26 protein-coding genes and 2 pseudogenes are annotated in these 24,531 nt (G+C 66.4%); 9 read left to right on the forward strand and 19 right to left on the reverse strand.

The genetic code is table 11. The features are described from left to right. Positions 1-9: 9 nt before the first annotated feature. The 3 genes from fic to XarjCFBP7645_RS20470 all read right to left on the reverse strand — a co-directional run bounded on the left by fic (position 10) and on the right by XarjCFBP7645_RS20470 (position 2,675). Entirely contained in the window at positions 10-1,149 is a 1,140-nt protein-coding gene (gene fic, locus XarjCFBP7645_RS20460) for a protein adenylyltransferase Fic (protein WP_181126430.1), read from the reverse strand. Positions 1,150-1,236: 87 nt separating this feature from the next. Beyond that, the gene (locus XarjCFBP7645_RS20465) at positions 1,237-2,253 is read right to left on the reverse strand and encodes a 3-oxoacyl-ACP synthase III (protein WP_104538927.1); all 1,017 of its coding nucleotides are present in this window, start codon (positions 2,251-2,253) and stop codon (positions 1,237-1,239) included. Positions 2,254-2,354: 101 nt separating this feature from the next. Next, positions 2,355-2,675 carry a DUF4156 domain-containing protein gene (locus XarjCFBP7645_RS20470; RefSeq protein ID WP_104538928.1) on the reverse strand — a complete coding sequence of 107 codons (321 nt, stop codon included), beginning with the start codon at positions 2,673-2,675 and terminating at the stop codon, positions 2,355-2,357. Between the two features lie 395 nt (positions 2,676-3,070). Between XarjCFBP7645_RS20470 and XarjCFBP7645_RS20475 the strand changes: the two genes are divergently transcribed. Both XarjCFBP7645_RS20475 and XarjCFBP7645_RS20480 read left to right on the forward strand, forming a co-directional pair. Further along, complete coding sequence (locus XarjCFBP7645_RS20475; RefSeq protein ID WP_104538929.1) at positions 3,071-3,532, forward strand: hypothetical protein; 462 nt, start codon at positions 3,071-3,073, stop codon at positions 3,530-3,532. 25 nt (positions 3,533-3,557) lie between these two features. Beyond that, positions 3,558-4,034, forward strand: coding sequence for a tRNA (cytidine(34)-2'-O)-methyltransferase (locus XarjCFBP7645_RS20480; protein WP_104534297.1), 477 nt, complete (start codon positions 3,558-3,560; stop codon positions 4,032-4,034). Between the two features lie 152 nt (positions 4,035-4,186). On the opposite strand, the pseudogene XarjCFBP7645_RS20485 reads toward XarjCFBP7645_RS20480, so the two are convergent. The 3 genes and pseudogenes from XarjCFBP7645_RS20485 to XarjCFBP7645_RS20495 form a co-directional block, all read right to left on the reverse strand. Then, positions 4,187-4,742: pseudogene (locus tag XarjCFBP7645_RS20485) on the reverse strand (MFS transporter); the annotation flags it as partial. A 58-nt stretch (positions 4,743-4,800) separates the two neighbouring features. Beyond that, positions 4,801-5,421 (reverse strand): hypothetical protein, encoded by a 621-nt coding sequence (locus XarjCFBP7645_RS20490; RefSeq protein WP_104538930.1) that lies wholly within the window; start codon positions 5,419-5,421, stop codon positions 4,801-4,803. Positions 5,422-5,557: 136 nt separating this feature from the next. Then, positions 5,558-6,370: a hypothetical protein gene (locus XarjCFBP7645_RS20495; protein WP_104538931.1), complete on the reverse strand. Its 813-nt coding sequence runs from the start codon at positions 6,368-6,370 to the stop codon at positions 5,558-5,560. 136 nt (positions 6,371-6,506) lie between these two features. Here XarjCFBP7645_RS20495 and XarjCFBP7645_RS22235 point away from each other — a divergent pair. Then, positions 6,507-6,628 (forward strand): annotated as a pseudogene (locus tag XarjCFBP7645_RS22235) (isovaleryl-CoA dehydrogenase); the annotation flags it as partial. Positions 6,629-6,803: 175 nt separating this feature from the next. On the opposite strand, the gene XarjCFBP7645_RS20500 reads toward XarjCFBP7645_RS22235, so the two are convergent. Genes XarjCFBP7645_RS20500 through poxB form a run of 3 tightly spaced genes read right to left on the reverse strand, consistent with a single transcriptional unit; the run spans position 6,804 to position 11,326 of the window. After that, entirely contained in the window at positions 6,804-8,144 is a 1,341-nt protein-coding gene (locus XarjCFBP7645_RS20500; RefSeq protein WP_104538932.1) for a sigma-54-dependent transcriptional regulator, read from the reverse strand. Beyond that, positions 8,129-9,571 (reverse strand): sensor histidine kinase, encoded by a 1,443-nt coding sequence (locus XarjCFBP7645_RS20505; RefSeq protein WP_104538933.1) that lies wholly within the window; start codon positions 9,569-9,571, stop codon positions 8,129-8,131. Before XarjCFBP7645_RS20505 ends, XarjCFBP7645_RS20500 begins: the two co-directional genes overlap by 16 nt. Positions 9,572-9,616: 45 nt before the next feature. Beyond that, positions 9,617-11,326, reverse strand: a complete 1,710-nt coding sequence (gene poxB / locus XarjCFBP7645_RS20510) for a ubiquinone-dependent pyruvate dehydrogenase (protein ID WP_181126442.1) — start codon at positions 11,324-11,326, stop codon at positions 9,617-9,619. 364 nt (positions 11,327-11,690) lie between these two features. Between poxB and XarjCFBP7645_RS20515 the strand changes: the two genes are divergently transcribed. Further along, positions 11,691-12,287: a diffusible signal factor-reguated Ax21 faimly virulence factor gene (locus XarjCFBP7645_RS20515; RefSeq protein WP_042596714.1), complete on the forward strand. Its 597-nt coding sequence runs from the start codon at positions 11,691-11,693 to the stop codon at positions 12,285-12,287. Positions 12,288-12,559: 272 nt separating this feature from the next. Here XarjCFBP7645_RS20515 and XarjCFBP7645_RS20520 read toward each other — a convergent pair whose 3' ends face one another. From XarjCFBP7645_RS20520 to XarjCFBP7645_RS22240, 6 genes are all read right to left on the reverse strand, one after another. After that, the gene (locus XarjCFBP7645_RS20520; protein WP_104539013.1) at positions 12,560-13,585 is read right to left on the reverse strand and encodes an NAD(P)H-dependent glycerol-3-phosphate dehydrogenase; all 1,026 of its coding nucleotides are present in this window, start codon (positions 13,583-13,585) and stop codon (positions 12,560-12,562) included. Between the two features lie 15 nt (positions 13,586-13,600). Continuing rightward, positions 13,601-14,116: a protein-export chaperone SecB gene (gene secB / locus XarjCFBP7645_RS20525; protein WP_055825569.1), complete on the reverse strand. Its 516-nt coding sequence runs from the start codon at positions 14,114-14,116 to the stop codon at positions 13,601-13,603. A 110-nt stretch (positions 14,117-14,226) separates the two neighbouring features. Further along, positions 14,227-14,664, reverse strand: a complete 438-nt coding sequence (locus XarjCFBP7645_RS20530) for a rhodanese-like domain-containing protein (RefSeq protein WP_104538935.1) — start codon at positions 14,662-14,664, stop codon at positions 14,227-14,229. A 76-nt stretch (positions 14,665-14,740) separates the two neighbouring features. Further along, a complete protein-coding gene (locus XarjCFBP7645_RS20535) occupies positions 14,741-15,163 on the reverse strand; it encodes a hypothetical protein (protein ID WP_104539014.1) in 423 nt (140 codons plus the stop codon). Positions 15,164-15,191: 28 nt separating this feature from the next. After that, entirely contained in the window at positions 15,192-15,662 is a 471-nt protein-coding gene (locus tag XarjCFBP7645_RS20540; protein WP_104539015.1) for a YiiD C-terminal domain-containing protein, read from the reverse strand. A gap of 238 nt (positions 15,663-15,900) precedes the next feature. Continuing rightward, a complete protein-coding gene (locus XarjCFBP7645_RS22240) occupies positions 15,901-16,041 on the reverse strand; it encodes a hypothetical protein (RefSeq protein ID WP_181126431.1) in 141 nt (46 codons plus the stop codon). Between the two features lie 251 nt (positions 16,042-16,292). Here XarjCFBP7645_RS22240 and XarjCFBP7645_RS20545 point away from each other — a divergent pair, with 251 nt between their 5' ends. The 3 genes from XarjCFBP7645_RS20545 to XarjCFBP7645_RS20555 all read left to right on the forward strand — a co-directional run bounded on the left by XarjCFBP7645_RS20545 (position 16,293) and on the right by XarjCFBP7645_RS20555 (position 19,466). Continuing rightward, a complete protein-coding gene (locus XarjCFBP7645_RS20545; protein ID WP_429001479.1) occupies positions 16,293-17,123 on the forward strand; it encodes a uroporphyrinogen-III synthase in 831 nt (276 codons plus the stop codon). A gap of 103 nt (positions 17,124-17,226) precedes the next feature. Further along, complete coding sequence (locus XarjCFBP7645_RS20550) at positions 17,227-18,204, forward strand: uroporphyrinogen-III C-methyltransferase (protein ID WP_047124537.1); 978 nt, start codon at positions 17,227-17,229, stop codon at positions 18,202-18,204. Beyond that, positions 18,201-19,466 carry a heme biosynthesis protein HemY gene (locus XarjCFBP7645_RS20555; RefSeq protein ID WP_104538937.1) on the forward strand — a complete coding sequence of 422 codons (1,266 nt, stop codon included), beginning with the start codon at positions 18,201-18,203 and terminating at the stop codon, positions 19,464-19,466. The genes XarjCFBP7645_RS20550 and XarjCFBP7645_RS20555 overlap by 4 nt, the downstream gene beginning before the upstream one ends. A 184-nt stretch (positions 19,467-19,650) precedes the next feature. Here XarjCFBP7645_RS20555 and XarjCFBP7645_RS20560 read toward each other — a convergent pair whose 3' ends face one another. Together XarjCFBP7645_RS20560 and XarjCFBP7645_RS20565 are read right to left on the reverse strand one after the other, a co-directional pair. Continuing rightward, the gene (locus tag XarjCFBP7645_RS20560; protein ID WP_104538938.1) at positions 19,651-20,193 is read right to left on the reverse strand and encodes a hypothetical protein; all 543 of its coding nucleotides are present in this window, start codon (positions 20,191-20,193) and stop codon (positions 19,651-19,653) included. Between the two features lie 108 nt (positions 20,194-20,301). Then, positions 20,302-21,597: an acetyl-CoA C-acetyltransferase gene (locus tag XarjCFBP7645_RS20565; protein WP_104538939.1), complete on the reverse strand. Its 1,296-nt coding sequence runs from the start codon at positions 21,595-21,597 to the stop codon at positions 20,302-20,304. Between the two features lie 88 nt (positions 21,598-21,685). On the opposite strand from XarjCFBP7645_RS20565, the gene XarjCFBP7645_RS20570 reads away from it, so the two are divergent. Both XarjCFBP7645_RS20570 and XarjCFBP7645_RS20575 read left to right on the forward strand, forming a co-directional pair. After that, positions 21,686-22,570, forward strand: a complete 885-nt coding sequence (locus XarjCFBP7645_RS20570; protein ID WP_181126432.1) for a hypothetical protein — start codon at positions 21,686-21,688, stop codon at positions 22,568-22,570. Beyond that, entirely contained in the window at positions 22,567-23,004 is a 438-nt protein-coding gene (locus tag XarjCFBP7645_RS20575) for a VOC family protein (protein ID WP_104538941.1), read from the forward strand. Before XarjCFBP7645_RS20570 ends, XarjCFBP7645_RS20575 begins: the two co-directional genes overlap by 4 nt. 168 nt (positions 23,005-23,172) lie before the next feature. On the opposite strand, the gene XarjCFBP7645_RS20580 is transcribed toward XarjCFBP7645_RS20575, so the two are convergent. Both XarjCFBP7645_RS20580 and XarjCFBP7645_RS20585 read right to left on the reverse strand, forming a co-directional pair. Next, complete coding sequence (locus XarjCFBP7645_RS20580) at positions 23,173-23,820, reverse strand: superoxide dismutase family protein (RefSeq protein WP_104538942.1); 648 nt, start codon at positions 23,818-23,820, stop codon at positions 23,173-23,175. A gap of 49 nt (positions 23,821-23,869) precedes the next feature. Next, complete coding sequence (locus XarjCFBP7645_RS20585; RefSeq protein WP_166775271.1) at positions 23,870-24,469, reverse strand: superoxide dismutase family protein; 600 nt, start codon at positions 24,467-24,469, stop codon at positions 23,870-23,872. Positions 24,470-24,531: the final 62 nt, after the last annotated feature.

Raw genomic sequence — 24,531 nt, forward strand, 5'->3', positions numbered from 1 at the left:
TTACAGGCTTCATCGCGCTTCCGGCGAAGGCATTGGATAAGGCGGTAGTGGATGACCATCACCGGACAGAAGTTGCAGGAATGCAGGGTGCAGGAACAGTTTTTCCTTGCCCAGCCGCTGCTCTTGCAGCACACCGATGGTTACCAGTTCCTTTAGATGGCGTGCAGCGGTCTGCCGAGTCACGCCCATCACGTCCACGACATTCTGGATGCGGCAATACGGCTGATTGAAGACCACTTCGACAAGTTCGCGGCTGTAGGCCTTGGGGGCGTATTCGCGCACATGATCACGCGCCTGCGTCTCCAATCCTCGGATCGCCTGGATCTTCGCCATCGTCCACGCAGCTGTCTCTGCAACGGCGGCAAGCATGTACTGAATCCATTCGGCCCAGCGACCGTGCCGGGTGACATCCAGCAGCAGTCGATAGTAGTCGCTGCGATGGCGAATGATGTAGCGCGACAAGTACAGTACTGGAACATCGAGCAAGCCTTGCTCGATCAGCATCAGCAGATTCAACACACGTCCGGTACGCCCGTTGCCATCGGTGAACGGGTGGATCGCTTCGAATTGATAGTGCGCGACCGCCATCCGGATCAATGGATCGACATCGGTGCATTCATGAATAAAACGCTCCCAATTGGCCAGCTTGTCGCGCAGCAATGCCTCGCCGACGGGCGGGGTATAGATGATCTGCTGGATCTGATCGTTGGCCAGCGCAGTCCCGGGCACGCGACGGATCTGCATTTGCACAGCTTTAATGCGGCTGCACACCACCACGGCGGTATCCGTACATAGCGGTCGCCGCTGCAGCGACTGGAACCCTTCGTAGAGCGCGCTACGGCAACGCAAGGCTTCCTTGGTTGCCGGATTCTGAGCGCGCTCCTGATCGTGTGCATAACGGAACAAGTCGTCCGTGGTGGTGACGATGTTTTCGATCTCCGAACTCGCCTGTGCTTCCAGGATCGGGATCGTATTGATCAGCACTGCCGGATTTGGCAGCAATGCGGTGGCCTGCTTCAGCTCGGCCAACGCAGTGCGCGCCACGATGCAGGCCTTGAGCAAGGCGCGCGTTTCGATATCTCCCGCCGGAGGAAGCGGCGGGAGCGCGTTGTAGGGCTGCTCGGGATTGAACACCAGCGCGTCGTCCATGCCTACACCGGTCATGTTGCGAGAGCGAACATGATGCAATGACGTGTACTAAAAATCCATTTTTCTTAACACGTCACATGTTGCAACTTACCAGACCACTTCCGCCATCGAGCAGTTCAGGCCAGAACCAATCCCCATCAGCGCAATGCGGTCGCCCTTCTTCAAGCGGCCGAGCTCCTTGAGCTTGCTCAGCACGATCGGCACCGAAGCCGGGCCGATGTTGCCGTGTTCGCCGAAGATGGTCATGACCTTTGCCGGGTCGATACCGAACGACTTCACGAACGAAGCGGTATGCGGGCGGCTGACCTGGTGGATGACGAACTGGTCCAGCTCGTCCACCGCCCAGCCCATTGCCTGCTTGGCGGCCAGGAAAGTCTTCTGCGCCAGCTTGATGCCTTCGATCAGCAGCAGGCGGGTGTCGGTGACCATGCGGTCCAGGTTACCGCGGCACAGCCTGTTCCACTCGGTGGCCGAGCGGGTCACGCCACCCTTGTAGCGCGGGGCGTCGGGCACCAGCTCGGTGCGCGCCATCACCATCGCCGCGGCACCGCAGCCCAGGGTCAGCGCAGCGAGTTCGTTGCGGAACTCTTCTTCGGTGACGTCGGGCGAGGTCATGCGCTCGAGGGTCTTCTCGTAGACCAGGTTGGCGGTTTCGCCATCGACGACCAGCGCGTAGTCGATCTCGCCGCGCTCGAGCATGCGGGCGGCGATGTCCATGCCGTTGATGAAGGCAAGGCAGGCATTGGCGACATCGAAGGTGACGCAGTGGTCGCCGACCCCGAGGTTGCCGGACACGATGGACGCCGTGGACGGCTCCAGGTAGTCGCGGCTCACCGAGGTGTTGACCAGCAGGCCGATCTTCTCGATGCCGATGCCGGCGTCGAGCAGTGCCTTGCGCGCAGCCTGGGTGGCGGCGTCCGAGGCCTGGACATCCTGGTCCCACAAGCGCCGTGCATGGATACCGGCAACGTCGCCCAGCACGTCGGTCCTAATCCCGAGGCGGTCGTAGGTCGGTTGCAGGCGCTCGTTGATTTCCTTGGAAGTCAGCGTGTGCGGCGCATCAATATGCGCCAGTCCCGCGATGGAGACATTCTGGAAGAGCATCGAAGTAGCGCCATGGCGTCAGGCGAGGGGGCGCTAGTCTAGCCGCTGGCTGGTTTTACCGCATCTTTACAATTGCAGCGGCCGCGCCCCAGCCCAACGGTTCAGCGCGGCGGGCAGCGGAAGGCGTTGAAACGCTGGCTGCCATCGGCCGGCTGGCCCTGCGCCTGGACCGCATTGGCATTGGCGCCCGGCGCCTCGTTGCGTGCCAGCGTTTCCAGCTCTTCCTGCACCCGCAACGGGTTGCGGTTGTAGAAGCCGACCTTGCTCTTGACCGACACCACCACCTCGCCCTGCTGCTGACAGCCAGCCGGCACAGGGCCTGCGGGCAGCACTTGCACGCCTTTGCCGCTTTGTTCGATCGGCACCCAGGTGCAGGCCGTGGCGGTGGTGGCAACCAGAACAGACAGCATCAGCACGCGCATAAGTCTTAGACACCCGAGGACAAAGCCGGATTGTGCCGCAGTTACCGGCCGGCGATCGGCCTGTGCTGCCTGGCCACAGGCCGCGCATTCAGCGCACTGAACATCGTGTGGATCGTCGTGTTCTCTGGCCTGCAGCAGTGTCCGGCGCCTGCCATCGCGTCCGGGTGTCCGGACACGGACACCGCTGCGGCGCATAAATCCCTTTAAAAACAATCTTCTAAAACTGGCACGCCGTTTGCTGCATGGGATGGGCAAGCAGCGGGCAGCAACCTCGATCAGGAAAAATGACTGCCAGCTGAATAAATAAACCCGCGCCGCGAAAGTTGTTGCACTTACGGAACTGGTGTACTACCTTACTACCACACCACTGATCACCCACACCAAGAGACCTCGCCATGACGACCCAGACCCTGCGCCTCGCCCTCTCCGTCGGCCTGCTTGCCGGTACCGCCCTGGCCGGTTTCGCCCAGGCCGCCAGCCTGACCACGCTGGACACCGTGCAGGTCCGCCCGTCTGCCGACCAGATCGCCCAGCAGACGCTGGAGCGCAACAGCGACATCCGTACCCTGGCCGCCGTGCAGGTGCGTCCGTCGGCCGAGCAGCTGGCCGCCCTCGCCGCCGGACAGGCCGGCCCGCGCATCGTCACTCTCGCTGCGGTGCAGGTGCGTCCGTCCGCCGACCAGCGCGCCGACCTGGTGACCCGCAGCACCGCTGCCACCGCGCAAAGCACCGCCGGCCAGGCAGCTGCTGCCATCGGCGCGCTGATGGGCCAGGTCATCGTCAACCTGCCGGTGCCGCAGCTGCAGCCGTCGCCGGTCGAACTGGAAGCGCTGGTCAACGCCGCCATCAGCCTTTGAGCACGCGCGCAGCTACACTGCGCGCATGTCAGCTCCCGTCCTCGATGTCATCCTGTTTCAGCCGGAAATTCCGCCCAATACGGGCAATGTGATTCGCCTGTGCGCCAACACCGGCGCGCGCCTGCACCTGATCGAGCCACTCGGCTTCGACCTCAGCGACAAGCAGCTCAAACGCGCCGGCCTGGACTATCACGAATACGCAACCCTGCAGGTGCATGCCGACCTGCCCACCGCCCTGGCCGCGATCGCGCCCAAGCGTGTGTTTGCCCTGAGTACGCGCAGCACCGTGCGTTACGACACACCTCAATTTGCCGATGGTGATGCCTTCCTGTTTGGCCCGGAAACACGCGGCTTGCCCGCCGACGTGCTGGAGTCGATCCCGCCACAGCACCGGCTGCGCCTGCCGATGCGCCCGGACAACCGCAGCCTCAATCTGTCCAACACCGTTGCGGTGATGGTGTTCGAAGCCTGGCGCCAGTGGGATTTCAGCGGCGGCCGATAACCGCGGCAATGCAGACGGCTGGCTGACTGCCAAATCCTCCGCCCCGATCCCGGCGCGCTGCATGGTTCCCGTACCGGTCTGTCGTTCAAAGCGTGCTCCGCGCGTATGCCAGTCCCGGGCACTGCCGTTTGCCTGCTGCTCCATGCTTGGCATCACTGCATCACCTGGACCTCGGCCGCTGCCTGCAACATGCCGCGGCAGCCTGCCGATAACGCCACCGCCAGCGCGGCGATGGCGCCCAGCGCCAGAAACGCGATGCGATAGCCGAAGGCGTGCGCCGGCCAGCCACCCAACGTCGGGCTCAGCGCCGCGCCCACACCTTGCATTGTCATCACTGCGTCCTGGCCGACATTGATGCGCCCGGTGCCCTAAAGCAATTGCGCCACCAGTGCCGGCACCGCCACGGCCTGCAGGCCGGCGAGTCCATCGAAGATCTGCACCAAAAACATGCCCCCAGCCATAGATCAGCGACGCTGCCACCAGTGCACCCACCAATGTCCGTGCACGCGGATCCAGCGCATCGCCAACAACGCCACCACCATCATGCCTGCACGACCATGATGGTGGTGGCCGTCAGCGCACTCGCATCGCCCGCATGCGCAGCCACGATGGCCATGCCGTAGAGCGGCATTATCGCCGCATTGCCCAGTGCAACGGCCCCCGGGGCGATGCCGGCAATGTCAGCGGACGGCAGGTCTGCAGTACCCGCCCGTCGCGACCCGCTTGCGGTCGCACTGCGCCGACACGGCAGTCGCATTGCAGGCTGCTAGTGCTTCGGCTTCGGCTTCGGCTTATGCCCACCCGGGCCATGCGGATGCTCGATCTGCTTCAGCGACGCGGCCTTGGTGCCCAGCCCATGCGCGTGGATCAGCACGCCGTGCGGGGTGGTCCTGGTATCGCCTTCGGCCACCAGCGTCTTGCCGACAACCAGCTGCCTGGCGAAGTCCGCACCGGCGTGCGGCGGGAACCGCACCGTGGCCCCGTCGTCCAGCAACACGCCATGCACCTGCCCGTGCGGACCGTGCAGCAACCGCGCAATGGTGCCGCTGTACTGGGTGATTTGCGGCTTGGGCGGCTTGTCGGCGGGCGGCTTGGGCTTGGGCTTGGCGTGCGGCCCGTGCGGGCCTTCATCGACGATGCGTTTGCCGCCTTCAGGATCGATCGCCAGGGCCACCAGCATGTCCACATCGCGCGGCTTGAGGCCGCGCACGGTCAGGGTGCTGCCTGGCTTGAGCGCCTTGAGCAAGGCGGCGGACAGATGCGGCGGCGTGTGCACCTCGGTGCCGTCGGTCAGCAGCAGGCCGTCGATATCGGCCTTGGGATTGAGCAGAAAGCGCGCCAGCGTGCCGCGGGTTTCGGGAAGGAAATCAGGGTCGACCCAATGCATGCAAAAACTCCAGAGAAGTGAGAACCGGCCGATGCCGGCAAGCCGCGCCCGCCGCCACGCATGACGCGTGGTGAACAGGCGCGTAGAGGGGAACGAAACGATGTGAGCGCCGCCGCGTGGCCGGCGGCGCCCTGGATCAACGCGGCGCCGGAGCCGGAGCCGGCGCTGGCGGTGCAGCCGGTGGGACAGGTGGCGCCGGTGGCGCGGGCGGCACCGGGCCATCCGGGCGCGGCGGGCTGAACAACGCACGCTGCGAGGCGCGATCGCGGCCCAGTCGGGTGGCTTCGATGGCGCGGCCGTTGGCGGTGGCAACTCCGAAGCCGCTCACGCTCAATGGCGCGCCGGCCCGCAGCAGATCGCCAAACTGCAGCGCCAGATGCGGCGGCATCCGCACCAGCGTGCCATCGCTCAGCAACGCGCCATTGGTCTCGCCACCCGGGCCGTAGACCAACCGCTCGATGCGTCCTTCCGCCTGCAACGGTGTCAACGCGGCAGGTGTCGGCGGCGCCGGCGGCATGGCGCCAGTGGGCGGCTGGTCGACCACTTCGCCCCCACCACGACTGGAGCGGATGCTGCTGGCGCGCAGCACCGGCAGGCTGCCCAGGCGATAGCCCTGCACGCTCACCGTATCGCCGCGGCGTACCGCGGCCTGCAACTGCGCGGACAGATGCGGTGCAAACGCCACCTGGGTGCCATCGCGCAGCCACAGGCCATCGACCTCGCCATTGGGATTGAGCATGAAGCGCTCGACCGTGCCGGTGATGCGTACCGGCGTGGCGGCCAACGGCGCAGGTGGGGCGGGTGGGGCAGGCGGCAGCGGTGGAGCCGGTGGTGGCGTGCCGACCGGCGGACGCGGCGCTACCGGTGCCGCCGACGGTGTGGGAGCCTGCGCGGCGGCGGTCGTCACGCTGCAGGCCAGTGCGAAAGCAAGTGCGGTCTGACGAATCATGCGATGTCTCCAACGCGGCAGGAGCGCCGCTCGCCCTGAAGACAAAGCAGCAATCGTGCCAACGGCGAATCCGTTGTTTTACAAGGGTTTTGTGTCTGCACGCTCACGGACAGTCGTCTTCGTTTCATACACCGCTGTCCGCTTTGCAGACACTTGCAGCTTGGTTGTGCGTCCCTGCAAGGTAAGAACGTGCCGGGCACGCTCGACGGTGGCGTGCGCGTGCGGATGTCCGGGCTGGATTTCGAGCGCGTGGTGCTGCGCTTTCCGGCTACACCGTTTGCTGGTGGAACGCCGATGGCCAATGCTGCGAGTGGCAGCGGCGGCATGCAACCAAAAGGTGCGCACGACAACAGGTGCGCGTGCTGCTATGCGCGTACTGCGTGGTGACCGAAGCGGCAGCCTGCAACCATCGCGTCCGGTCTGATCGCTGCGACTACTGCAAGCCGTACTCATCGAGCTTGCGGTACAGCAGCTGGCGATGAATCCCGAGCCGGCGCGCGGCTTCGGCGCGGTTGCCGCCACTGTGCGCCAGGGCGGCCTGGATCATCTGCTTTTCCAGCCGCGCCACGGCTTCGGGCAAGCTGCCTTCCGGTGGCGCTATCGTCATGGGTTGCTCTGCACTGTGATCAAGCGCTTCGTCCAGATCCGCGGCAACGATGCTGTGGCCGCGCACCAGCAGCTGGCTGCGTTGCATGAGGTTACGCAGCTCGCGCACGTTACCGGGCCACGGGTAGGCCAGCAGCCGCGCTTGCGCGTCCGCCGACAACGCACGCGCCGCGCCTTCGCCGGTGCGCAGAAAATACTGCGCCAGCAGCACGATGTCCTGCCCGCGTTCGCGTAGCGGCGGCAGTTCGATCGGCACCACATTCAGGCGATAGCGCAGATCGCTGCGGAACTGCCCTGCCGCCACCCACGCCGCCAGATCGCGATGCGTGGCAGCCAGCACGCGCACATCCACCTTCTGCGCGCCGCGCCCGCCCAACGGCGTCACTTCGCCTTCCTGCAAGAAGCGCAACAACTTGGCCTGCATCGGCAGCGGCATGTCGCCGATCTCGTCCAGGAACAGCGTGCCGCCATCGGCTTCGCGAATCAGGCCGATGCGGTCCCCGGTCGCCCCGGAAAACGCGCCCTTGCGATGGCCGAACAATTCGCTTTCCATCAACTCCAACGGGATCGCCGCGCAGTTGACTGCCACGAACGCCGCATTTGCGCGTGCGCTGGCGCGATGCAGGGCGCGCGCGACCAGCTCCTTGCCGGTGCCGGTTTCGCCGGTGATCAACACCGGCAGATCGGACGCCGCCGCCAGCCCGATGCGTTTATGCACGGTGCGCATCGCCGGGCTGTGACCGACCAGGCCGTCGTCGCCGTCGGGTGGTTCGCTCGCTTCGACATCGGCGTCTACATTGGCGCGACTTGCCAATGCACGCTCCACCACCTCGACGATATCCGCACGCCCCACCGGTTTGACCAGGTGATCGAACGCACCCAGCGTCATCGCCTCGATGGTGTTGCCGCTGGACGCATACGCGGTGAGCATCACCAGCGGCACCTGGCGCGCGCGGGGATCGTCCGCACGCGCACGCATCAGCTGGATCCCGTCCATGCCGGACATACGGAAGTCCACGAACGCCAGCTCGATGTCGCCTTCGTTCAAGCGCATCAGTCCCTCGGCGCCGTTATCGACCGCGACCACCGTATGGCCGAGCGAGCGCAGCGTTGCCTGCAAGGTGGCCAGAAACGCCGCATCGTCGTCGATGATCAGGATGCGCGCCATGGCAGCTCCAGAATGAAATGGGTCATGTCGTCGGTGTGTGCGTAACGCACCTGCCCGCCATGTGCACGGGCGATCTCGCGCACCAGCGCAAGCCCCAGGCCATTGCCGTCGGCGCGACCGCTGACGAACGGCTCGAACAACTGTGCTGCGATGGTTGCGGCGATGGCCGCGCCGCGATTGCCCACCTGTAGCTGCAGCAACCCATCGCGGGCGCTGGCATCCAGTGTCACCGCGCTGCCTGCCTCGGCATGTTGCAGTGCGTTGCGCAGCAGATTGTGCACGGCGCGTCCGAGCTGCTGCGGATCGAGCGTCCACTGCAGCGGCGTGTCAGGGACGCACAGCTGTGGCGTCGGCGTGCCTGGCGGCAGCAAGGCCGGATCGAGCAAGCTCGCCAACCAGTCCTGCACCACCACCGTTTCCAGCTGCAGGCGGATCGGCTGCACCATGCCGAGCAGACTTTCGACCACCCCATCCAGGCGACGGATCTGCCCCAGCATCAGCTCGCCGTGCGCGGCATCGTCCGGCGTGCCCTGGCGCGTGGCGATTTCGTTTTCCACCGCCAAGCGCATCGTGGCGATGGGGTTGCGAATCTCATGCGCCACCGTGGCGGTCAGGCGCCCGAGTGCGGCCAGCCGCTCGTGCCGTGCCAGTTCGTCGGCCAGCCGCCGCGTCTGCGCCAGGGCCTGCGCATTGCGCTGTGCGTAATCGCTCACCGCAGCGCCCAGCCGGTCCAATTCGGGCGCGCCGGTGACCGGAATCTGCGGAAGTTCGGTGTCGGCGGCCAGCGCCTGTTGGATGCGCTGCAGGCGCTGACTCCAGCGCCGCACCACCACGCCCAGGGCAATCGCGGACACCGCCACCATGGCGAAAATCAGCAACATGCCGATCACCAATGGCCGCCAGGCATCGGAGGTGCTCGCCGGCACCCGCGACATGGTCCATGCGGCGGTGCCGGCGGCCAGCGGGCAGGCGCTGATCAGTACCACTTCGCGGCTGCCATCGCGACGAAAATCCACGGCCCTGTTGCCCACCGCACTCTGCCGTGCGGTACTGACGATCGTGGTCCACTCGGCAGCCGGAATATCGGTCTTGTGATCGCTGCCGTCGTAGGTGGGATAGGCGTAGGCAACAAACCCCTTGTCAAGATTCCACACCCCGCCCTCCACGCCGGGCGCGTCGGCCAGCACCAATTGCACCACCACCGCGGCCAGCCCGGCGCCGTTGTCGCCGCTACGCGCCGCCTCGCTTGCACCGGCGTAGCGCTGCACAATGCGTGCGCATTGCGCAGTCAACTGCTGGTGCGCATCGTCCAGTCGCACGCCTTCGGTCTGTCGGTACAGGCCATACAACATGGTGGCCACGCCTATGCAGGCAGCCAGGACCACCCCCCAGATCAGCAGCAACTGGCGCAACAACGAACGAGGCATGCGAGGGTCCGAAAAAACGTGCAGTGGTGGAGCGTGGCGATGGCGTCAGCGCATATTGGTCTTGACCAGATCGATCACCTCATCGCCGCGCCCGCTCATCACTGCCTTGAGCAGATACAGGCCCATGCCCTTGGCCTGTTCCAGCTTGATGGCCGGCGGCACCGCCAGTTCCTGCGTGGCGATACGCACATCCACCAGCGCCGGACCCGAATGCGCGAAGGCCTGCCGCAACGCCCGCTCCAGTTGCGCGGACTCGTCGACCCGGATGCCCAGGATGCCCATCGCATTGCTCATCGCAGCGAAGTCCGGATTGCGCAACTCGGTGCCGGTATCCAGATAACCGGCGGCCTTCATTTCCATCGCCACAAATCCCAGCGAGGCATTGTTGAACACCACGATCTTCACCGGCAGGCGCAGCTGCGCCAGCGAGATGAAATCGCCCATCAGCATCGCAAAACCGCCATCGCCGGACAGCGCAATCACCTGACGGCCCGGATACGCCGACTGCGCACCCAGCGCCTGCGGCATCGCATTGGCCATCGAGCCGTGATTGAACGAACCGAGTAACCGGCGTTGTCCATTCATGCGCAGATAGCGCGCAGCCCACACCGTCGGCGTGCCGACATCGCAGGTGAATACCGCATCCTGGTCGGCGATCTGGCTGATCATGCGCGCCACGAATTGCGGATGCAGCGGCTCGCCTGGATCGGCCGGCACCGCCAGATCGTCCAGCCCCTCGCGCGCCTTCCGATAGTGCGCAAGCGACTTGTCCAGGAAGTCGCGTTTCTCGCGTCGCTGCAGCTGTGGCAGCAAGGCGGCGATGGTTTCACCCACATCCGCTGCGATACCCAACTGCAACGGCGTGCGCCGTCCCAGCGCGCTCGGGTCGCGATCCACCTGCACGATGGTCGCGTCCTTCGGATAGAACTGCCGATACGGGAAATCCGTGCCCAGCATGATCAAGGTGTCGCAGTTGAGCATCGCGTGGTAGCCGGAGCTGAAACCGATCAGGCCGGTCATGCCGACATCGAACGGGTTCTCCCACTCCACGTGTTCCTTGCCGCGCAAGGCGTGCACGATCGGCGCGCCCAGGGTGTCGGCCAATGCCACCACCGCATCGTGCGCACCCGCGCAACCGCTGCCGCACAACAACGTGATCGCTTCGCTTTGCTGCAGCAGCTCGGCCAGCTGCTGCACATCTTCGGGGGCCGGCAGCACGCGCGGCTGGCGCAATTGCGGCCAGGCCGTGGGGAGGTGCTTGTCCACTTCCAGCAGTGCGATATCGCCGGGGATCACCACCACCGCCACACCTTGCTGCAGGATGGCCGCGCGCATCGCCCGGTGCAGCACTTCCGGAAGCTGCGCCGGATTGGTCACCAGTTCCACAAAGTGACTGCACTCGCGGAACAGTTCCTGCGGATGCGTCTCCTGAAAATAGTTCAGCCCGATCTCAGACGAGGGAATATGCGCGGCAATCGCCAGCACCGGCTGGCGGCTGCGATGGCAATCGAACAGCCCGTTGATCAGGTGCAGGTTGCCTGGTCCGCAGCTACCCGCGCACACCGCCAGCCTGCCGGTCACCGCCGCCTCGGCGCCGGCGGCGAACGCGGCCACTTCTTCGTGGCGCACGTGCATCCACTCGATCGTCTGCATCTCGCGCAAGGCATCGGTCAAGCCGTTAAGACTGTCGCCGGTCAATCCCCAGATCCGCTCCACCCCCGCGCTCTGCAGCGTCTCGGCCAGAAACCGCGCCAATGTCTTCTTCTTCGCCACGATGCAGCTCCACGCTTGTTCGACAAGCCTGGCATGCTCCCAGTCGCGGCGTCAGCGCAATGTGCTTGCACGCTGCAAACGCGGTAAAAACCCCTGAAAAACAGCTGCTGCTATACATGCGCGTGGTAACGACCGATGTAAAGCGCCAATGCATCACGCTTTTCGTGTGCGCTACGCGCGTTGCAAGTTAGTGACAAGGAAGCGCAGCTGAACCGGGTGCGATGATTCATGCACCAGTCAGTCCAAAATTCATGTCGCGTTCCATCGAATAACGGAGAATTTACATCTCGGCAGCGAACGGCATCCGCCTCAGCGCCGGCCCAAACCATAAGTACAGGTATCGATCATGAAGACTTCACTGCTGGCCCTCGGCCTTCTCGCAGCCCTGCCGTTTGCGGCCTCCGCTGCTGAAAACCTCTCCTACAACTTCGTCGAAGGCGACTACGTGCGCACTCCGACCGAAGGCCGCGACGCCGATGGTTGGGGCGTGAAGGCGTCCTACGCCGTCGCTCCGAACTTCCACGTGTTCGGCGATTACAGCAAGCAGAACGCTGACGACAACGACAACGTGTTCGAAAGCTCCAACTCCGACTTCCAGCAGTGGGGCGTTGGCGTGGGTTACAACCACGAAATCGCCACCAGCACCGACTTCGTCGCCCGCGTTGCCTACCGCAAGCTGGACCTGGACACCCCGAACATCAGCTTCGATGGTTACAGCGTTGAAGCTGGCCTGCGCAACGCCTTCGGCGAGCACTTCGAAGTCTACGCCCTGGCTGGCTACGAGGACTTCTCCAAGAAGCGCGGCATCGACATCGGCGACAACTTCTACGGCCGCCTCGGCGCCCAGGTCAAGCTGAACCAGAATTGGGGCATCAACGGCGACATCCGTATGGATGGCGACGGCAACAAGGAATGGTCGGTCGGCCCGCGCTTCAGCTGGTAAGCCGCACGTTTGACTGCAACGCGACTCTCTCTCCCGCGTTGCATTGGAAGCCCGGTCCCCCGACCGGGCTTCTTTCTTTTGGGCGATCGGCTGGTGACGCGCACATCGCTTCATAGCGGCATGTGCGCAATGCCGCTCCTGTAGAAGCACGGTGCATCGCGCTCAGCTGCTGCGTCCTGCCGCCAGCCTTTGCGATCCGTGCCAACAAAAAGCCCGGCAATGCCGGGCTTTTTGTTGATTTCCGCACAGTGCGCCAACACGCGACGCCGCAATCAGGTGAACAGGGTCTGCGGATACTCGGGCTTGCGCTCGCGTGCCAGCAATTCCTTCAAGCCCGCTTCCGGGGTGATCTCGCCATGCAACACCGCACGCACGGCATTGGAGATCGGCAGCTCGATGCCGTGATGCTCGGCCTGACGCATGACTTCGTCGGCGGTCTGCACCGATTCCACCACCTGGCCGATCTCGCGGATCGCATCGTTCAGGCTCTGTCCGCGTCCCAGGGCCAGTCCCAGCCGTCGGTTACGCGACAGATCGCCGGTGCAGGTGAGCACCAGATCGCCCAGACCCGCCAGACCCATCAAGGTCTCCGGACGCGCACCGATCGCCGCCGCCAGACGCAGCATCTCGTTCAAGCCGCGCGTGATCAGACCGGCACGGGCGTTGAGGCCAAGCTGCATGCCATCGGCCACGCCGGTGGCCACGGCCAGCACGTTCTTCATCGCGCCACCGAGCTCGGCGCCCACCATGTCATCGCCGGTGTAGGCGCGGAAGGTCGGGCCATGCATGGCATCGGCGACGACTTGCGCAAACGCCGCATCGTCGCCGTGGACAGTGATGGCGGTCGGCAGGCCGAGCGTGACTTCCTTGGCGAAGGACGGCCCGGTCACCACGGCCAGAGGAACGCTGGAGCCGAGGATGTCGCGCGCCACTTCGTGCAGGAAACGCCCGGAACCGGGCTCGAAGCCCTTGGTCGCCCACGCGACGCCGGCACCGGCCGGACGCAACGGTGCGATCAACCGGATCGTCTCGGTGAATGCATGCGAAGGCACCACGACCAGGATCCAGCCGGCATCGGCAATGGCCAGTTGCAGGTCGGTGGTTGCGCGCAGGCTCTCGGGCAATGCGATACCCGGCAGATAGCGTGCGTTTTCGTGCGTGCGGTCGATGGCATCCACCATCGCCGCATCGCGTCCCCAGAGCACGGTCGGGTGACCGTGCCTGGCGAGCAGCGCGGCCAGGGCCGTGCCCCAGGAGCCGGCGCCGAGAACAGCGATCTTCTGTTTCGAATCGCTCATCGGCGCACGCAAGGCTTAGGCGTTGCCAGCCGGCTCGGAATCGGCCAGCGAAGTGCCTTCGCCCTGCGAACGCTGGCGCAGGGTTTCTGCGTACAGCGCTTCGAAGTTGATCGGCTGCAGGTAGAACGGCGGGAAGCCGCCGGCCTGGATCAGGTCGCTGACCAGGGTGCGCACATACGGGAACAGGATGTTCGGGCACTGGGTGCCGAGCAGCACGTCGATCGCCTGCGGCTCCAGGCCGACCAGGCCGAACACCCCGGCCTGCTGCACTTCGGCCACGTAGGCGGTCTTGCCACCGGCGGTGCAGGTCAGGGTCACGGCCAGCACGACTTCGAAGGCGTTGTCGTTGAGGCGCTGCACCTTCTGGTTGAGGTTCAGCTGCAGCTCGGGCTGGTTGGCGTCATTGAAGACGGCCGGCGCGTTCGGCGATTCGAAGGAAACGTCCTTGACGTAAATCTTCTCGATGGTGAAAGCGGGGCCAGCAGCGGCGTCGGCCGGCGCAGCCGCGCCGTTGATGATTTCGTCGGACATTCCTAACTCCAGAAACGGTTCGGTGGATGCAGCGTTGAATGATGCAGACGTGAAAGCGCGAGTCTCTCACGCCAGCAATGGGGACTTGCCTGGCGCCTCACAAGGTGCGGTCAGGCGCGGCCCTTGACCAGCGGCAGCTCGGCCATCTGCCAGGCAGCCACGCCGCCATCGAGCCAGTAGACCTGCTCGAACCCGGCTTTCTTCAGCGTCTTGGCCGCGCCTGCGGAGGCGTTGCCAGTGCGGCACACCACCACCACGGGCGAGGACTTGGCGTTGGCGAGCAGCTTGCCGGCCGGGTCGAATTTGGCCAGCGCCACGTTGCGGCTGCCGGCGATGTGGCCTTTTTCGAAATCGGCGGTCGGCGACAGATCGATCACCAGCGCGTTCTCGCTATTGATCAAACGGGTCAGCTCGGCCGGCTTGAGTGCGCGATACCCACGGAACAGGCGCGCGACCTCGGTGACGATCAGGGCGATGGTCAGGCCCACCAGGGCCAGCGACAACATGGGGTTGCGGCCGACAAAGGCCTGCAGCTCTTCGAAATTCACGGGGTCAGGGTCAGTCAAGCGGGCGGGAATTGTCGCACAGCTGGCGCACGCGACGGCCAAGCACCCCTGCGGCGGGCTATTGGCCCTGCCACAGATCGGGCAGGCCGCTGGCCAGCCACCAGCGTTTGCGCTCGGCGTCCCAGCGCCACAACTCGATGCTGCGCACCAGCCGCTCGGCCTGGGTATTGCGGTTGATCACCCGCAACTCGACCTCGCGGCGCAGGTCGCCGTTGCCGTCTTCGCCCACCCGCAGCTCGCGGTAGCCGGAGATCTGCACCTGTTCATAGCGCGAGCGTTCCAGATCGCTGAGCGGATGCGCCTGGGCGTAGGTCGGTTCGACAAAGCCCTGCGCGGCATCGAAATCGCTCCAGCGTATGGCGGCCGTGTAGGCGGCCTGGGTGGTTTCCAGCGCGCGTGCCTGGGCGCGGCTGCCGGCAGATACCACCCCGCTGACCATTGTCAGCCCGAGCAACAGCATTGCCCCGATCACTGCACGCATGCGCATTCCCCCAAGTCCAGCGCGCATCCTACCGTTTTGGAAACGCCACGAAACGCCCGCTCAAGGTGGCCGCCGCCGCGCCGGAACCCAGCGCGATCTGCGCACGCATGCCGATACGCGCCTTGCCGCGCTGCCGGAAGGTCGCCAGGAACGCCTCCCAGCCACCGAGTTCGGACGGCTCGGCATTGGCCACCAGGTCTTCGTAGACCGGGGCGACGTAGCGCAGCTGGCTGTCGGCCACATAGACATCGGCGCTGTGCCCGGCCAGTTGCAACTGCAGCGTCAGCCAGCCCCAACTGGCCAGCGTCATCAACGAAGCCAGGCTGCCGCCGAATGCATTGGCTTTGTCGTTGACGTTGGCCTGCAGCGGCGCACGCAAACGTAACGCGCCGTCATGCAAGCCGTCGACGGCAATGCCCATCGACAGGACCGGCGGCATGGCGATGAACTGTTGCTGCAGCGACTGCAGGGCGGATGCGAGCGTGCACGAAGGAGTCATCGGCGAAGGCTGGAAGACGGCGAAGGGCGGCATCATGCCGCAATGTTCCGCGAGCGTCTTGTGCACTGGAATGACATGCGGTACCGCATGGTGAGACGCGTGTGGCGCCGCGGCGCCACACGCCTCGATTCTGCCCTGCTCAGTGTGCGAACACGACCTCGCGATAGCGTTGCGCCACCATGCAGTAATGCGGCGGCCCTGGCCTTCCAATGCGCGCGGCGGCGCTTCTGCGCATGCGTCAACGGCACATCGGTGTAGTGCCGGTGAACACGCTCTGCTCCGGCGCGGCGTGGAAGCACTTGTCCAGGAAGCAGACGGCCGGCGACAGACGACAGGTGGACTGCGCAGGCGTCCAGGTGGCGCCATCGACCGCAGGCATCCGCTCGGGCGGATGCCCAGCGCCTGCCACCGCGCCGACATCGCCTGCAGGCAGTCGCGCTGCGCTGCATGTCGATGGGATGGACCTTGATCGCGGTGTCACTCCAGCTCGATTGTCGTGGCCAATCGTGGGCGGAAGCAGTCATCGGTACGGACCCCATCACCAGATTCTGGCCGCAGAAGCGCAGGCGTCACGCTGATGCAGGCACGCAAGGCCAGACCATGCGCAGGAATCTGATCGTCGTCAGCCTCATCGCAGCGCGCGACGCCCGCCCCGATACGTCACGGCTCTCGCATAATCACCCGATGACACGTCCCGCCCCAGCTGCCGCCGCCTGGACCTTGATCTCGCTCCGGCCCAGCGGTGAACACGCGCCATTGCGGCGGGCCGCCGCGCGACACGGCGGACGGCTGCTGGCGCTGTCGCCGTGGCGGCTGCAGACCAACGACACCGCACAGGCACTGGCCGCATTGCGGCAGGCCTTGCAAGCGCCGATCGCGGTGTTCACCAGCCCGGCCGCGGTGCACGCTGCGCATCGCCTGGCACCACTGCAGCGGCCGGCGCAGGCGCAATGGGTGAGCGTGGGAGACGGCACTGCGCGCGCGCTGCAGGCCTGTGGCATCGACACGGTGATACGCCCGGCACGCATGGACAGCGAGGGCCTGCTCGCGCTGCCGCTGTTACGGCAGCCGCTGCAGGCCGTGGGGCTGATCACCGCCCCGGGTGGGCGCGGCATGCTGGCGCCGGCCCTGGAGCAGCGTGGCGCCCGCATCCTGCGCGCCGATGTCTATCAGCGCGTGGCGCTGCGCCTGCGCGCATCGGCAGTCCGCGCGCTGGCGGATGCGCTTCCTGCTAGCGTGTTGGCGCTGAGCAGCGCCGAAGCGCTGACGCTGGTGCTGCAGCAGTTGCCCGGACCGCTGGTCGACACCTTGCGGCAACGGCCAGTGGTGACCTCCAGCGAGCGCATGCTGCAATCCGCACACCTCGCCGGCTTCCGTCATGTGGTGCGCGCCGCAGGCCCCTTGCCCGAGCAGTTGGCCGCTGCTGCCGCGGCGATCGTGACGCCATTGCGACCTTGCTGAACTCCAAACGCAAGCACCGCTTGCGAGTGTCTGCCGCTGCACGCCATGCTGTGCCGGATGACTGCAGCACCTGCACCCGTCGTGACCGCGCGAGGATGGACGAATGACCGAAATGCCCGCTACCACGCGACGCTTTCCCCTGGCATGGCTGCTGCTCGTCGTCGCGCTGGTCGCCGTGGGCGTGGCGCTGCTCCTCGGCTGGCGCGCATGGCAGGACTATCAAGGCGCGCAGCTGCAGGCGGCCGAGGCGCAGCAGCAGCGCTGGGACGGCACGCAGCAGATGCTGGAGACGCTGCGCCGCGACCAACGCCTGGCCAACGAACGCCTGGCGGACGCGGCAGCCACCAACCGCGTGCTGCGCGACGAGATGCTTGGTCTGAGCCAGCGCAGTGCCTTGCTCGAAGACACCGTACAAAGGCTCGCCGACACCAATCGCCACGGTGCGCAGGCGCTGCGGCTCGATGAGGTGGAGCTGATGCTGCGGCTTGGCCAGCAGCGGCTGAGCATTGCCGGCGACGCCGACGGTGCCCGCCGCGCCTACGCACTGGCCAATGCCGCACTCAATGGCATCGACGATCCCGGCTATCTCAATCTGCGCCAGGCGCTGGTGCAGGAACGCGACGCACTGGATCGCCTCGGTGCCGGTCCGCAGGCGCAGGCCGGTCAAGCCCTGGATCAGTTGGCCGGCGACCTGCTGCGCCTGCCCGAACAGACCGCAAAAGACAGCGAAGCGGCGCAGCCGTGGTGGCAGAAAGCACTCGCACCGCTGGTGGACATCCGTCCCAGCCGTGGCGATGCGCTGCTGACCGGCGGCGACCGCCACGCCGCGCGCGACGCCTTGCAGATCGAAGTCAGCCTGGCCCGCGCTGCGGCCGAGCGCGGCGATGTCGCCGGCTTTGTGCAATCGCTGCGGCGCGTGGACACCTGGACCAGCCGGCTGTGGCCGGATTCGCCACAACGTCGCCAGGCACGCACGCGCCTGCGCACGCTGCAACAAGCGCCACTGCGTCCGCGCCTGCCGGAACTGGGCACCACCCTGCTGCAACTGCAGGCCATGCGTGAAGGGAGATCCATCCAATGAAAGTGTTGCGTACCGTCTTGATCCTGTTGGTTGCCGTGGCGCTGGGCGTGCTCGGTGCGCAATGGCTGTCGCATCAGACCAGTTACGACCTGGGCAATGTGGTGGTCAGCGTCGGCGGCAACGACTATCGCGCCGCCATGCCGCAGGCGCTGCTGATTCTGGTCATCGCGCTGTTGGTGCTGTGGCTGGTTTGGACGCTGGTCAGCCTGCCGTTCCGGGTCTGGGGCAAGTACCGCCGCAAGAAGGGCCGCGCCCGCCTGATCGAAGGCCTGCGCGCAGCCGATCACGGCCAATGGCAGCGTGCCGAGCGCCTGTTGGTCAACGCCAGCGAGGATGCGGACGTCAGCGGCATCGCCCTGGCCAGTGCGGTGCGGGTCGCCGATGCACGCGGCGATGAGGTGGCGGCGAACGCGCTGGCCCAGCAATTGGCCGAGCGCGATCCCACCGCGCATGCGTTGCTGCAAGGCGAGCGGCATCTGGCGCGGCAACGCCCGGTCGAGGCGATCAATGCGCTCGACAGTGCCGATGCGCAACCGCTGCCGGCGCGCGGCTTGCTGCTGCGCACGCATGCTTTGGCGCAGATCGGTCGCGCCGACGAGGCCTACGGTCAGCTGGGGGCATTGCGCCAGCAGGCGGTACTGGCACCGGAGGCCTACAGCGCACTGGAAGCCACGCTGGCCGAGCAGACGCTGTTGCAGGCAGGCGATGCCAATGCCCTGGCCGAACGCTGGGAAGCGCTGCCCAAACCGCTGCGTACCTATCCCGCGGTGGTGGGTGCCTACGCACAGCGCGCGGCAGTGCTGCACTGGGACGATGCAGCGGTGCATAGCCTGGAACAGGCGCTGGATACGCAGTGGGACGAGTCGCTGGTGCGCCTGTATGGCGTGCTGCCGCTGGAAAAATACGATTCGCGCCGCGCCAGTGCGCAGCGTTGGCTGACCCAGTACCCGGACAGCCCGGGCCTGTTGCTGACTCTGGCACGCCTGGCACGTCACCAGCAGCAGTGGTCGCAGGCCGAAGAGTTTCTGCATCGCGCGGTGGCCAATGGTGCGGGCAGCGAAGCCTGGGAAGAACTCGGCCACGGCTTTGCTGCCGCGGGCGATCTGCTGTCCGCGCAGCACTGCTATGCCAACGCCCTGCGCGCCGCGCGGGGCGAGCCGGTGCACGAGGGCTTGCCGCATCAGTCGCTGCGCGGGCCGATCGTGTCGGCGTATGCAACGCCGCCGGCCGATCCGCTCGCACCGGACGATCGCGTGCTTTGATCTGACCTCTGATCGCTCCTGGAGCGATGCGCGGATTCACCAAGGGCCCCGGCATGTCCGGGGCTCTTGGTTTTCTAGATCCGAGCAAAAGCGCTACCGGCAACGCTTGCCGGCCTGTCATCACGCCTGCAGGGACGGCACCGCGCGGACGTTACGACAGCATCTGCAAACACAGCAGCGCAAATCACCAATCGCGCGATCGCCGGGGCGGCGCCGGCAATGCGCGCAAAAACGCCTCACAGGCACCGAGATAACGCGCCTGCTCGTGATCGACCGATTGCGCCGACAACACGCGCGAACAGCGCCTGCCGATCAACAGCATCGCCGCCATCGCACCGGCACCGGTCAGCAAGCCGGTCGCGCCATCGATCCACAGCACCCCCACCAGCAACGGCACGATCGACGCCATCGCGATGGCGACACAACGCACGCGGCGGCGCTCATGCCGCGCGCACAGGCTCAGCACGTGCGCACTGCGCTTGCGCAGCACGATGGCCAGGATCAGATACGGCAGCACCCCCATCAATAGGGCCAGATAGATCGCCGGGTGATGCCAATGAAAGATGTAGCGGCGCGGCGAGATGTCCGCCGGCGCATTGCACTTGACGCAACGTGGCGGCAGATCGGCGCCTGGCGTGCACACCAGCACGTCGCCCTCGCGCCACACGGCGCCGTGCGCCGGAGGCAGATAAAGCGTAGGGGGTTGGCGTGAATCAACGTTCGACATCCATGCGTCCTTGCAGGTTGGGGATTCGGGATTCGGGATTCGGGATTTGTAAAAACCAGGGGTCCGCTTCCGCCTTGCGAATGCCCAATCCCACGCTGCGCAGCAGCGTCAGCGCTCGACGATGGCCACCACGCCCATGCCGCCGGCGGTGCAGATGGAAATCAACGCACGCCCGCCGCCGCGTTCTTCCAGTTGCTTGGCGGCGGTGGCCACCACGCGCGCGCCGGTGGCGGCGAAGGGGTGACCGGTGGCCAGCGACGAGCCCAGCGGGTTGATCTTGTCCGGGTCGATACGGCCGAGCGGCGCCTCCAGCCCCAGGCGATTGCGGCAGTAATCCTCGCTCTCCCAGGCGCGCAGCGTGCACAGCACCTGGGCGGCGAAGGCCTCGTGGATTTCGTAGATGTCGAAGTCCTGCAGGGTCAGGCCCTGGCGCGCCAGCATCTGCGGCACCGCAATGGTCGGCGCCATCAACAGGCCTTCGCCATGCACGAAATCCACCGCAGACACCTGCGCATCGCGCAGGTAGGCCATCGGCGTGTGGCCATGCGCCAGCGCCCAGGCCTCGCTGGACAGCAGCACCGCGGCCGCACCATCGGTGAGCGGGGTGGAATTGGCCGCAGTCAGCGTGCCGCGGCCGGAGGTCTTGTCGAAAGCAGGGCGCAGCGTGGCCAGCTTTTCCAGCGAGGTGTCGGCGCGCAGGATGTTGTCGCGCGAGACGCCGCGGAACGGCGCGATCAGCGTGTCGAAGAAGCCGCGCTCATAGGCGGCGGCCAGCTTGTGATGCGAGGACACCGCCCATTCGTCCTGCGAATCGCGCGAGATGTTCCATTCCTTGGCCATGTCTTCGCAGTGGTCGCCCATGCTCTTGCCGGTGCGCGGCTCGGCCACGCCTGGGAACTCGGGTTTGAGCTCGCTGAGCTTGAAGCCGCGCAGCAGGGCCTTGAGCTTGTCGCCGGTGGCCTTAGCGCGGTTGGCGGCCATCAACCGCGCGCGCAGCTTCTTGCCGTAGACGATGGGTACTTCCGAAGTGGTGTCCGAGCCGCCGCCGATGCCCGAATCGATCTGGCCCAGCGCAATCTTGTTGGCGATGGTGATCACCGAGTCCAGGCTGGTGCCGCAGGCGCGCTGCAAGGTGATGCCCGGCGTCAGCGGCGACAGCCCGGACGACAGCGCCGCTTCGCGGGCCAGGTTCCAGTCCGAGGAGTGCTTGATCACCGCTCCCATCGCCACTTCGCCCAGTTGCTGCCCGTGCAGCCCGAAGCGCTCGACCAGCGCGCCCAGCGTGCGCACCGACATGCCCAGGTTGCCCACGTCCGCGTAAGCGGTGTTCTGACGACAGAACGGAATACGAACGCCGCCCAGAATGGCGACGGGACGGGCTGCGGGCATTGGTTGACCTGGCATGGAGGACTCGGGGACATGGCCTGCACAGGGCCGGCAGGCATAATGGCCGCAGTGTAGCTTCGACCCCGTGATGGGCCAACCGCGAATCATGAGCAAGACCGAACACGGCGTGACCGCCATGGGTGTGATGGCGCTGGAATTGACGGGCGGCACCGTCCCCGAGCGCGGCGCCCTGGCGCCGGAACAGGCCGGCATGCTGGCCGAACGCATCGGCCGCGACCTGGCGCAGTGGATCCCCGAGGTCCGCGAGCTCGAGCTCAGCGTGGCGATGGCGCACTTCGACCCGGCCGAAGCGCTGCGGCCCGGCTGGCCGCTGCATCGCCGGCTGGAGGAGCTGCATGCGCGCGCACCCGGGCGCGATCAGGGCCCGCGCGTGCTGGCGTTCGGCGCCGATGCGCAGGGCGAGATTCCCCTGCCCTTCCAGGCCGACCCGCAGCTGACCGGTGGCGGCCTGCGCGTGCTGCCGTTCCTGCTCTCCGGCGATCCGCAGATCGTGACGACGGTGGCCGATGCGATGGAAGACGTGCTGCTGGCCCAGGGCATGGCGCAGGCCGATACCGCGCTGCTGGCGCAGGAAAGCTTCGGCGCACGCATCGAACATGCGCGGTATCTCACCGCGAACGATCTGGCCGCAATGATTTCGATGCAGTACGACAACCAGGGCCTGGCCCCGTTGTGGCCGCTGATCGAAGCCGCCCTGCTGGCGCCGCAGTCCGAAGAGTGGCTGGAACAGCCGCCCGAGCCGGTGCTGCGCTACGTCGATGGCGAAGTGCGCATCGCGCTGTTCGACCCGGCCGGATGGTGCGATTACTACGCGCACGACCGCGACAATTGCGAGCGCCTGCGCGGGGTATACGAGCAGTATCTGTCGCGTCAGCGGCAGATGGCCGCAGTGCTGGAAGCGCATGGCCTGCCCGTGCTGTACGTGCACGTGGAACCGGGCCAGGATCCGCGCCAGGCGTTGGCCGCGTGAGTCAGGCGCCGGCTTCCACGGCGCCGGCGTTGCAGGGCGTCTTGGAAACCGGCGTGTATGTGGCAGATCTGGAACGCGCCTGCGCGTTCTATGCCCGCGTGCTGGGACTGGCAGCCATGTACCGCGACGCGCGCATGGCCGCGTATGCAATCGCCCCCGGGCAGGTGCTGCTGCTGTTCCTGCAAGGCAGCACCGCCACCACCGTCACGCTGCCGGGCGGCACGATTCCGCCGCACGATGGCAGCGGGCGGGCACATTACGCACTGGCCATCGCCGCCAATGCGTTGGCCGGATGGGAGGCACATCTACAGGCCTGCGATGTGCCCATCGAAGGCCGCACCCAGTGGCCGGGCGGCGGGCAGAGCCTGTACTTCCGCGATCCGGATGCGCATCTGCTGGAGTTGGCAACGCCGGGGCTGTGGCCGAATTACTGAGTCGCTGATGACGCGGTGCGCACGGCGCCCGGCACTTTGATGCGTGCGAACAGGAAGCATTGAGCATGCCGCACCGCATGACCGGATCGCTCCCACCGCAGCACAGGAACAACAACGCCGCGGTGATCGATCACCGCGGCGTTTGGCCTGGCCGCTGACTTGCCCTGCTTACCTGGCTGCAGCCGGCGCGTTGTCGGTGGTGATCACGCCGCAGGCCAGACGGCCGCCGGCGTTGCCGGTGGGCTGGGTCTTGTAGTCGTCCGCATCGGCATGCACGATCACCGCGTGGCCGGCGATATCGAACTGGTCGGCCTTGCCGAGATTGACGTTGCTCGACACCGGGCCGTCGATGCTGGCATTGCCCTGCGCATCGGCCTTGATGTTGGGCATGTCGCCGCCGTGGTGCGGGTCGGCACTGACGGCGCCGTGATCGGATTGGGCCGGATTGAAGTGGCCGCCGGCGCTGCTGCCGTCCGGTGCGCTGCAATCGCCCTTCTCGTGGATATGGAAGCCGTGTTCGCTGCCGGGCTTGAGGCCACTGAGCTGGCCGGTGACACGCAGCGCGCCGTCGACGATCTTGAAGCTCACCGTGCCTTTGACATCGCTGCCCTTGGTCGGCTTGAGCTCGGCGGTTGCGGTGGTGGTGGCCGCCGCTTCGGTGACCATGGACGCGGCGTGCTCGCCGCCATGCGCCGCTTCGGCCGCTGCACCGGCCTGCGGTGCGGGTGCAGGGTCGGCCGGTGCGGGTTCGTCGCGCTTGCACGCGGTCAGCACCAGCGCGGTGGCCAGGAACAACGTCGTTGGAAGAATGCGCATGAGAAAACTCCTGTAGAAAGGCCGCAGCTGCAGCCAGGGGTGCCCCGACTCAGGGCTGCGAAGGGGGTGTGCGCCACTGGGTGACGCGGATGACGCCGCAGGCCAGGCGTGCGCCGGCATTGCCGCTGGGTTGGCTGCGGTAATCGTCGGCATCGGCATGCACGACCAGCGACTTGCCGACCACGTCGGTGGGTGCGGCATCGCCGAGGGTGATACCGGCAACGATCATGTCCAGATGCGCGACACCTTCGGCATCGGCACGCAGATTGTCCATGTCGCCGGCGTGGTGGGGAGCACTGCCGGCACGTCCGTGCGCCGCACCGGCCGGATTGAAATGCGCACCGGCGCTGCTGGCATCGGCGGCGCTGCAGTCGCCCCGTTCGTGCACATGGAAGCCGGCCACGCCGCCCGGACGCAGGCCACCGACTGTGCCGGTGATGCGGATGCCCTGCAGCGCGGGGACCAGCACCACCCGACCGCTGACCAGACTGCCCGACGCCGATGCCAGCGCCGCCTCGGCCTGCTGGACTGGACGCACGGGCACCACCCGCGCCGCCGGGGGTGGAGGCGGGGGCGGCGGGGGCGTGCTGCTGCAGGCGGCCAGCGCCAGTGCGGTAAGGGCAACGATCGTGGACGATCGGTAACGCATCGAGCTGTTCTCCTGATCAGGCTGAAAACCTATGCGGGCGCATGTTCACATGTCATGAAATG

The organism is Xanthomonas arboricola, from assembly GCF_002940665.1.
GTDB classification, from domain to species: domain Bacteria; phylum Pseudomonadota; class Gammaproteobacteria; order Xanthomonadales; family Xanthomonadaceae; genus Xanthomonas; species Xanthomonas arboricola_B.

Excerpts from the sequence above, each read along its gene's own strand:
- fic (WP_181126430.1), bottom strand. The coding sequence starts at position 1,149 with ATGGACGACGCGCTGGTGTTCAATCCCGAGCAGCCCTACAACGCGCTC.
- XarjCFBP7645_RS20465 (WP_104538927.1), bottom strand. The coding sequence starts at position 2,253 with ATGCTCTTCCAGAATGTCTCCATCGCGGGACTGGCGCATATTGATGCG.
- XarjCFBP7645_RS20470 (WP_104538928.1), bottom strand. The coding sequence starts at position 2,675 with ATGCGCGTGCTGATGCTGTCTGTTCTGGTTGCCACCACCGCCACGGCC.
- XarjCFBP7645_RS20475 (WP_104538929.1), top strand. The coding sequence starts at position 3,071 with ATGACGACCCAGACCCTGCGCCTCGCCCTCTCCGTCGGCCTGCTTGCC.
- XarjCFBP7645_RS20480 (WP_104534297.1), top strand. The coding sequence starts at position 3,558 with ATGTCAGCTCCCGTCCTCGATGTCATCCTGTTTCAGCCGGAAATTCCG.
- XarjCFBP7645_RS20490 (WP_104538930.1), bottom strand. The coding sequence starts at position 5,421 with ATGCATTGGGTCGACCCTGATTTCCTTCCCGAAACCCGCGGCACGCTG.
- XarjCFBP7645_RS20495 (WP_104538931.1), bottom strand. The coding sequence starts at position 6,370 with ATGATTCGTCAGACCGCACTTGCTTTCGCACTGGCCTGCAGCGTGACG.
- XarjCFBP7645_RS20500 (WP_104538932.1), bottom strand. The coding sequence starts at position 8,144 with ATGGCGCGCATCCTGATCATCGACGACGATGCGGCGTTTCTGGCCACC.
- XarjCFBP7645_RS20505 (WP_104538933.1), bottom strand. The coding sequence starts at position 9,571 with ATGCCTCGTTCGTTGTTGCGCCAGTTGCTGCTGATCTGGGGGGTGGTC.
- XarjCFBP7645_RS20515 (WP_042596714.1), top strand. The coding sequence starts at position 11,691 with ATGAAGACTTCACTGCTGGCCCTCGGCCTTCTCGCAGCCCTGCCGTTT.
- XarjCFBP7645_RS20520 (WP_104539013.1), bottom strand. The coding sequence starts at position 13,585 with ATGAGCGATTCGAAACAGAAGATCGCTGTTCTCGGCGCCGGCTCCTGG.
- secB (WP_055825569.1), bottom strand. The coding sequence starts at position 14,116 with ATGTCCGACGAAATCATCAACGGCGCGGCTGCGCCGGCCGACGCCGCT.
- XarjCFBP7645_RS20535 (WP_104539014.1), bottom strand. The coding sequence starts at position 15,163 with ATGCGTGCAGTGATCGGGGCAATGCTGTTGCTCGGGCTGACAATGGTC.
- XarjCFBP7645_RS20540 (WP_104539015.1), bottom strand. The coding sequence starts at position 15,662 with ATGACTCCTTCGTGCACGCTCGCATCCGCCCTGCAGTCGCTGCAGCAA.
- XarjCFBP7645_RS22240 (WP_181126431.1), bottom strand. The coding sequence starts at position 16,041 with ATGCCTGCGGTCGATGGCGCCACCTGGACGCCTGCGCAGTCCACCTGT.
- XarjCFBP7645_RS20550 (WP_047124537.1), top strand. The coding sequence starts at position 17,227 with ATGACCGAAATGCCCGCTACCACGCGACGCTTTCCCCTGGCATGGCTG.
- XarjCFBP7645_RS20555 (WP_104538937.1), top strand. The coding sequence starts at position 18,201 with ATGAAAGTGTTGCGTACCGTCTTGATCCTGTTGGTTGCCGTGGCGCTG.
- XarjCFBP7645_RS20560 (WP_104538938.1), bottom strand. The coding sequence starts at position 20,193 with ATGTCGAACGTTGATTCACGCCAACCCCCTACGCTTTATCTGCCTCCG.
- XarjCFBP7645_RS20565 (WP_104538939.1), bottom strand. The coding sequence starts at position 21,597 with ATGCCAGGTCAACCAATGCCCGCAGCCCGTCCCGTCGCCATTCTGGGC.
- XarjCFBP7645_RS20570 (WP_181126432.1), top strand. The coding sequence starts at position 21,686 with ATGAGCAAGACCGAACACGGCGTGACCGCCATGGGTGTGATGGCGCTG.
- XarjCFBP7645_RS20580 (WP_104538942.1), bottom strand. The coding sequence starts at position 23,820 with ATGCGCATTCTTCCAACGACGTTGTTCCTGGCCACCGCGCTGGTGCTG.
- XarjCFBP7645_RS20585 (WP_166775271.1), bottom strand. The coding sequence starts at position 24,469 with ATGCGTTACCGATCGTCCACGATCGTTGCCCTTACCGCACTGGCGCTG.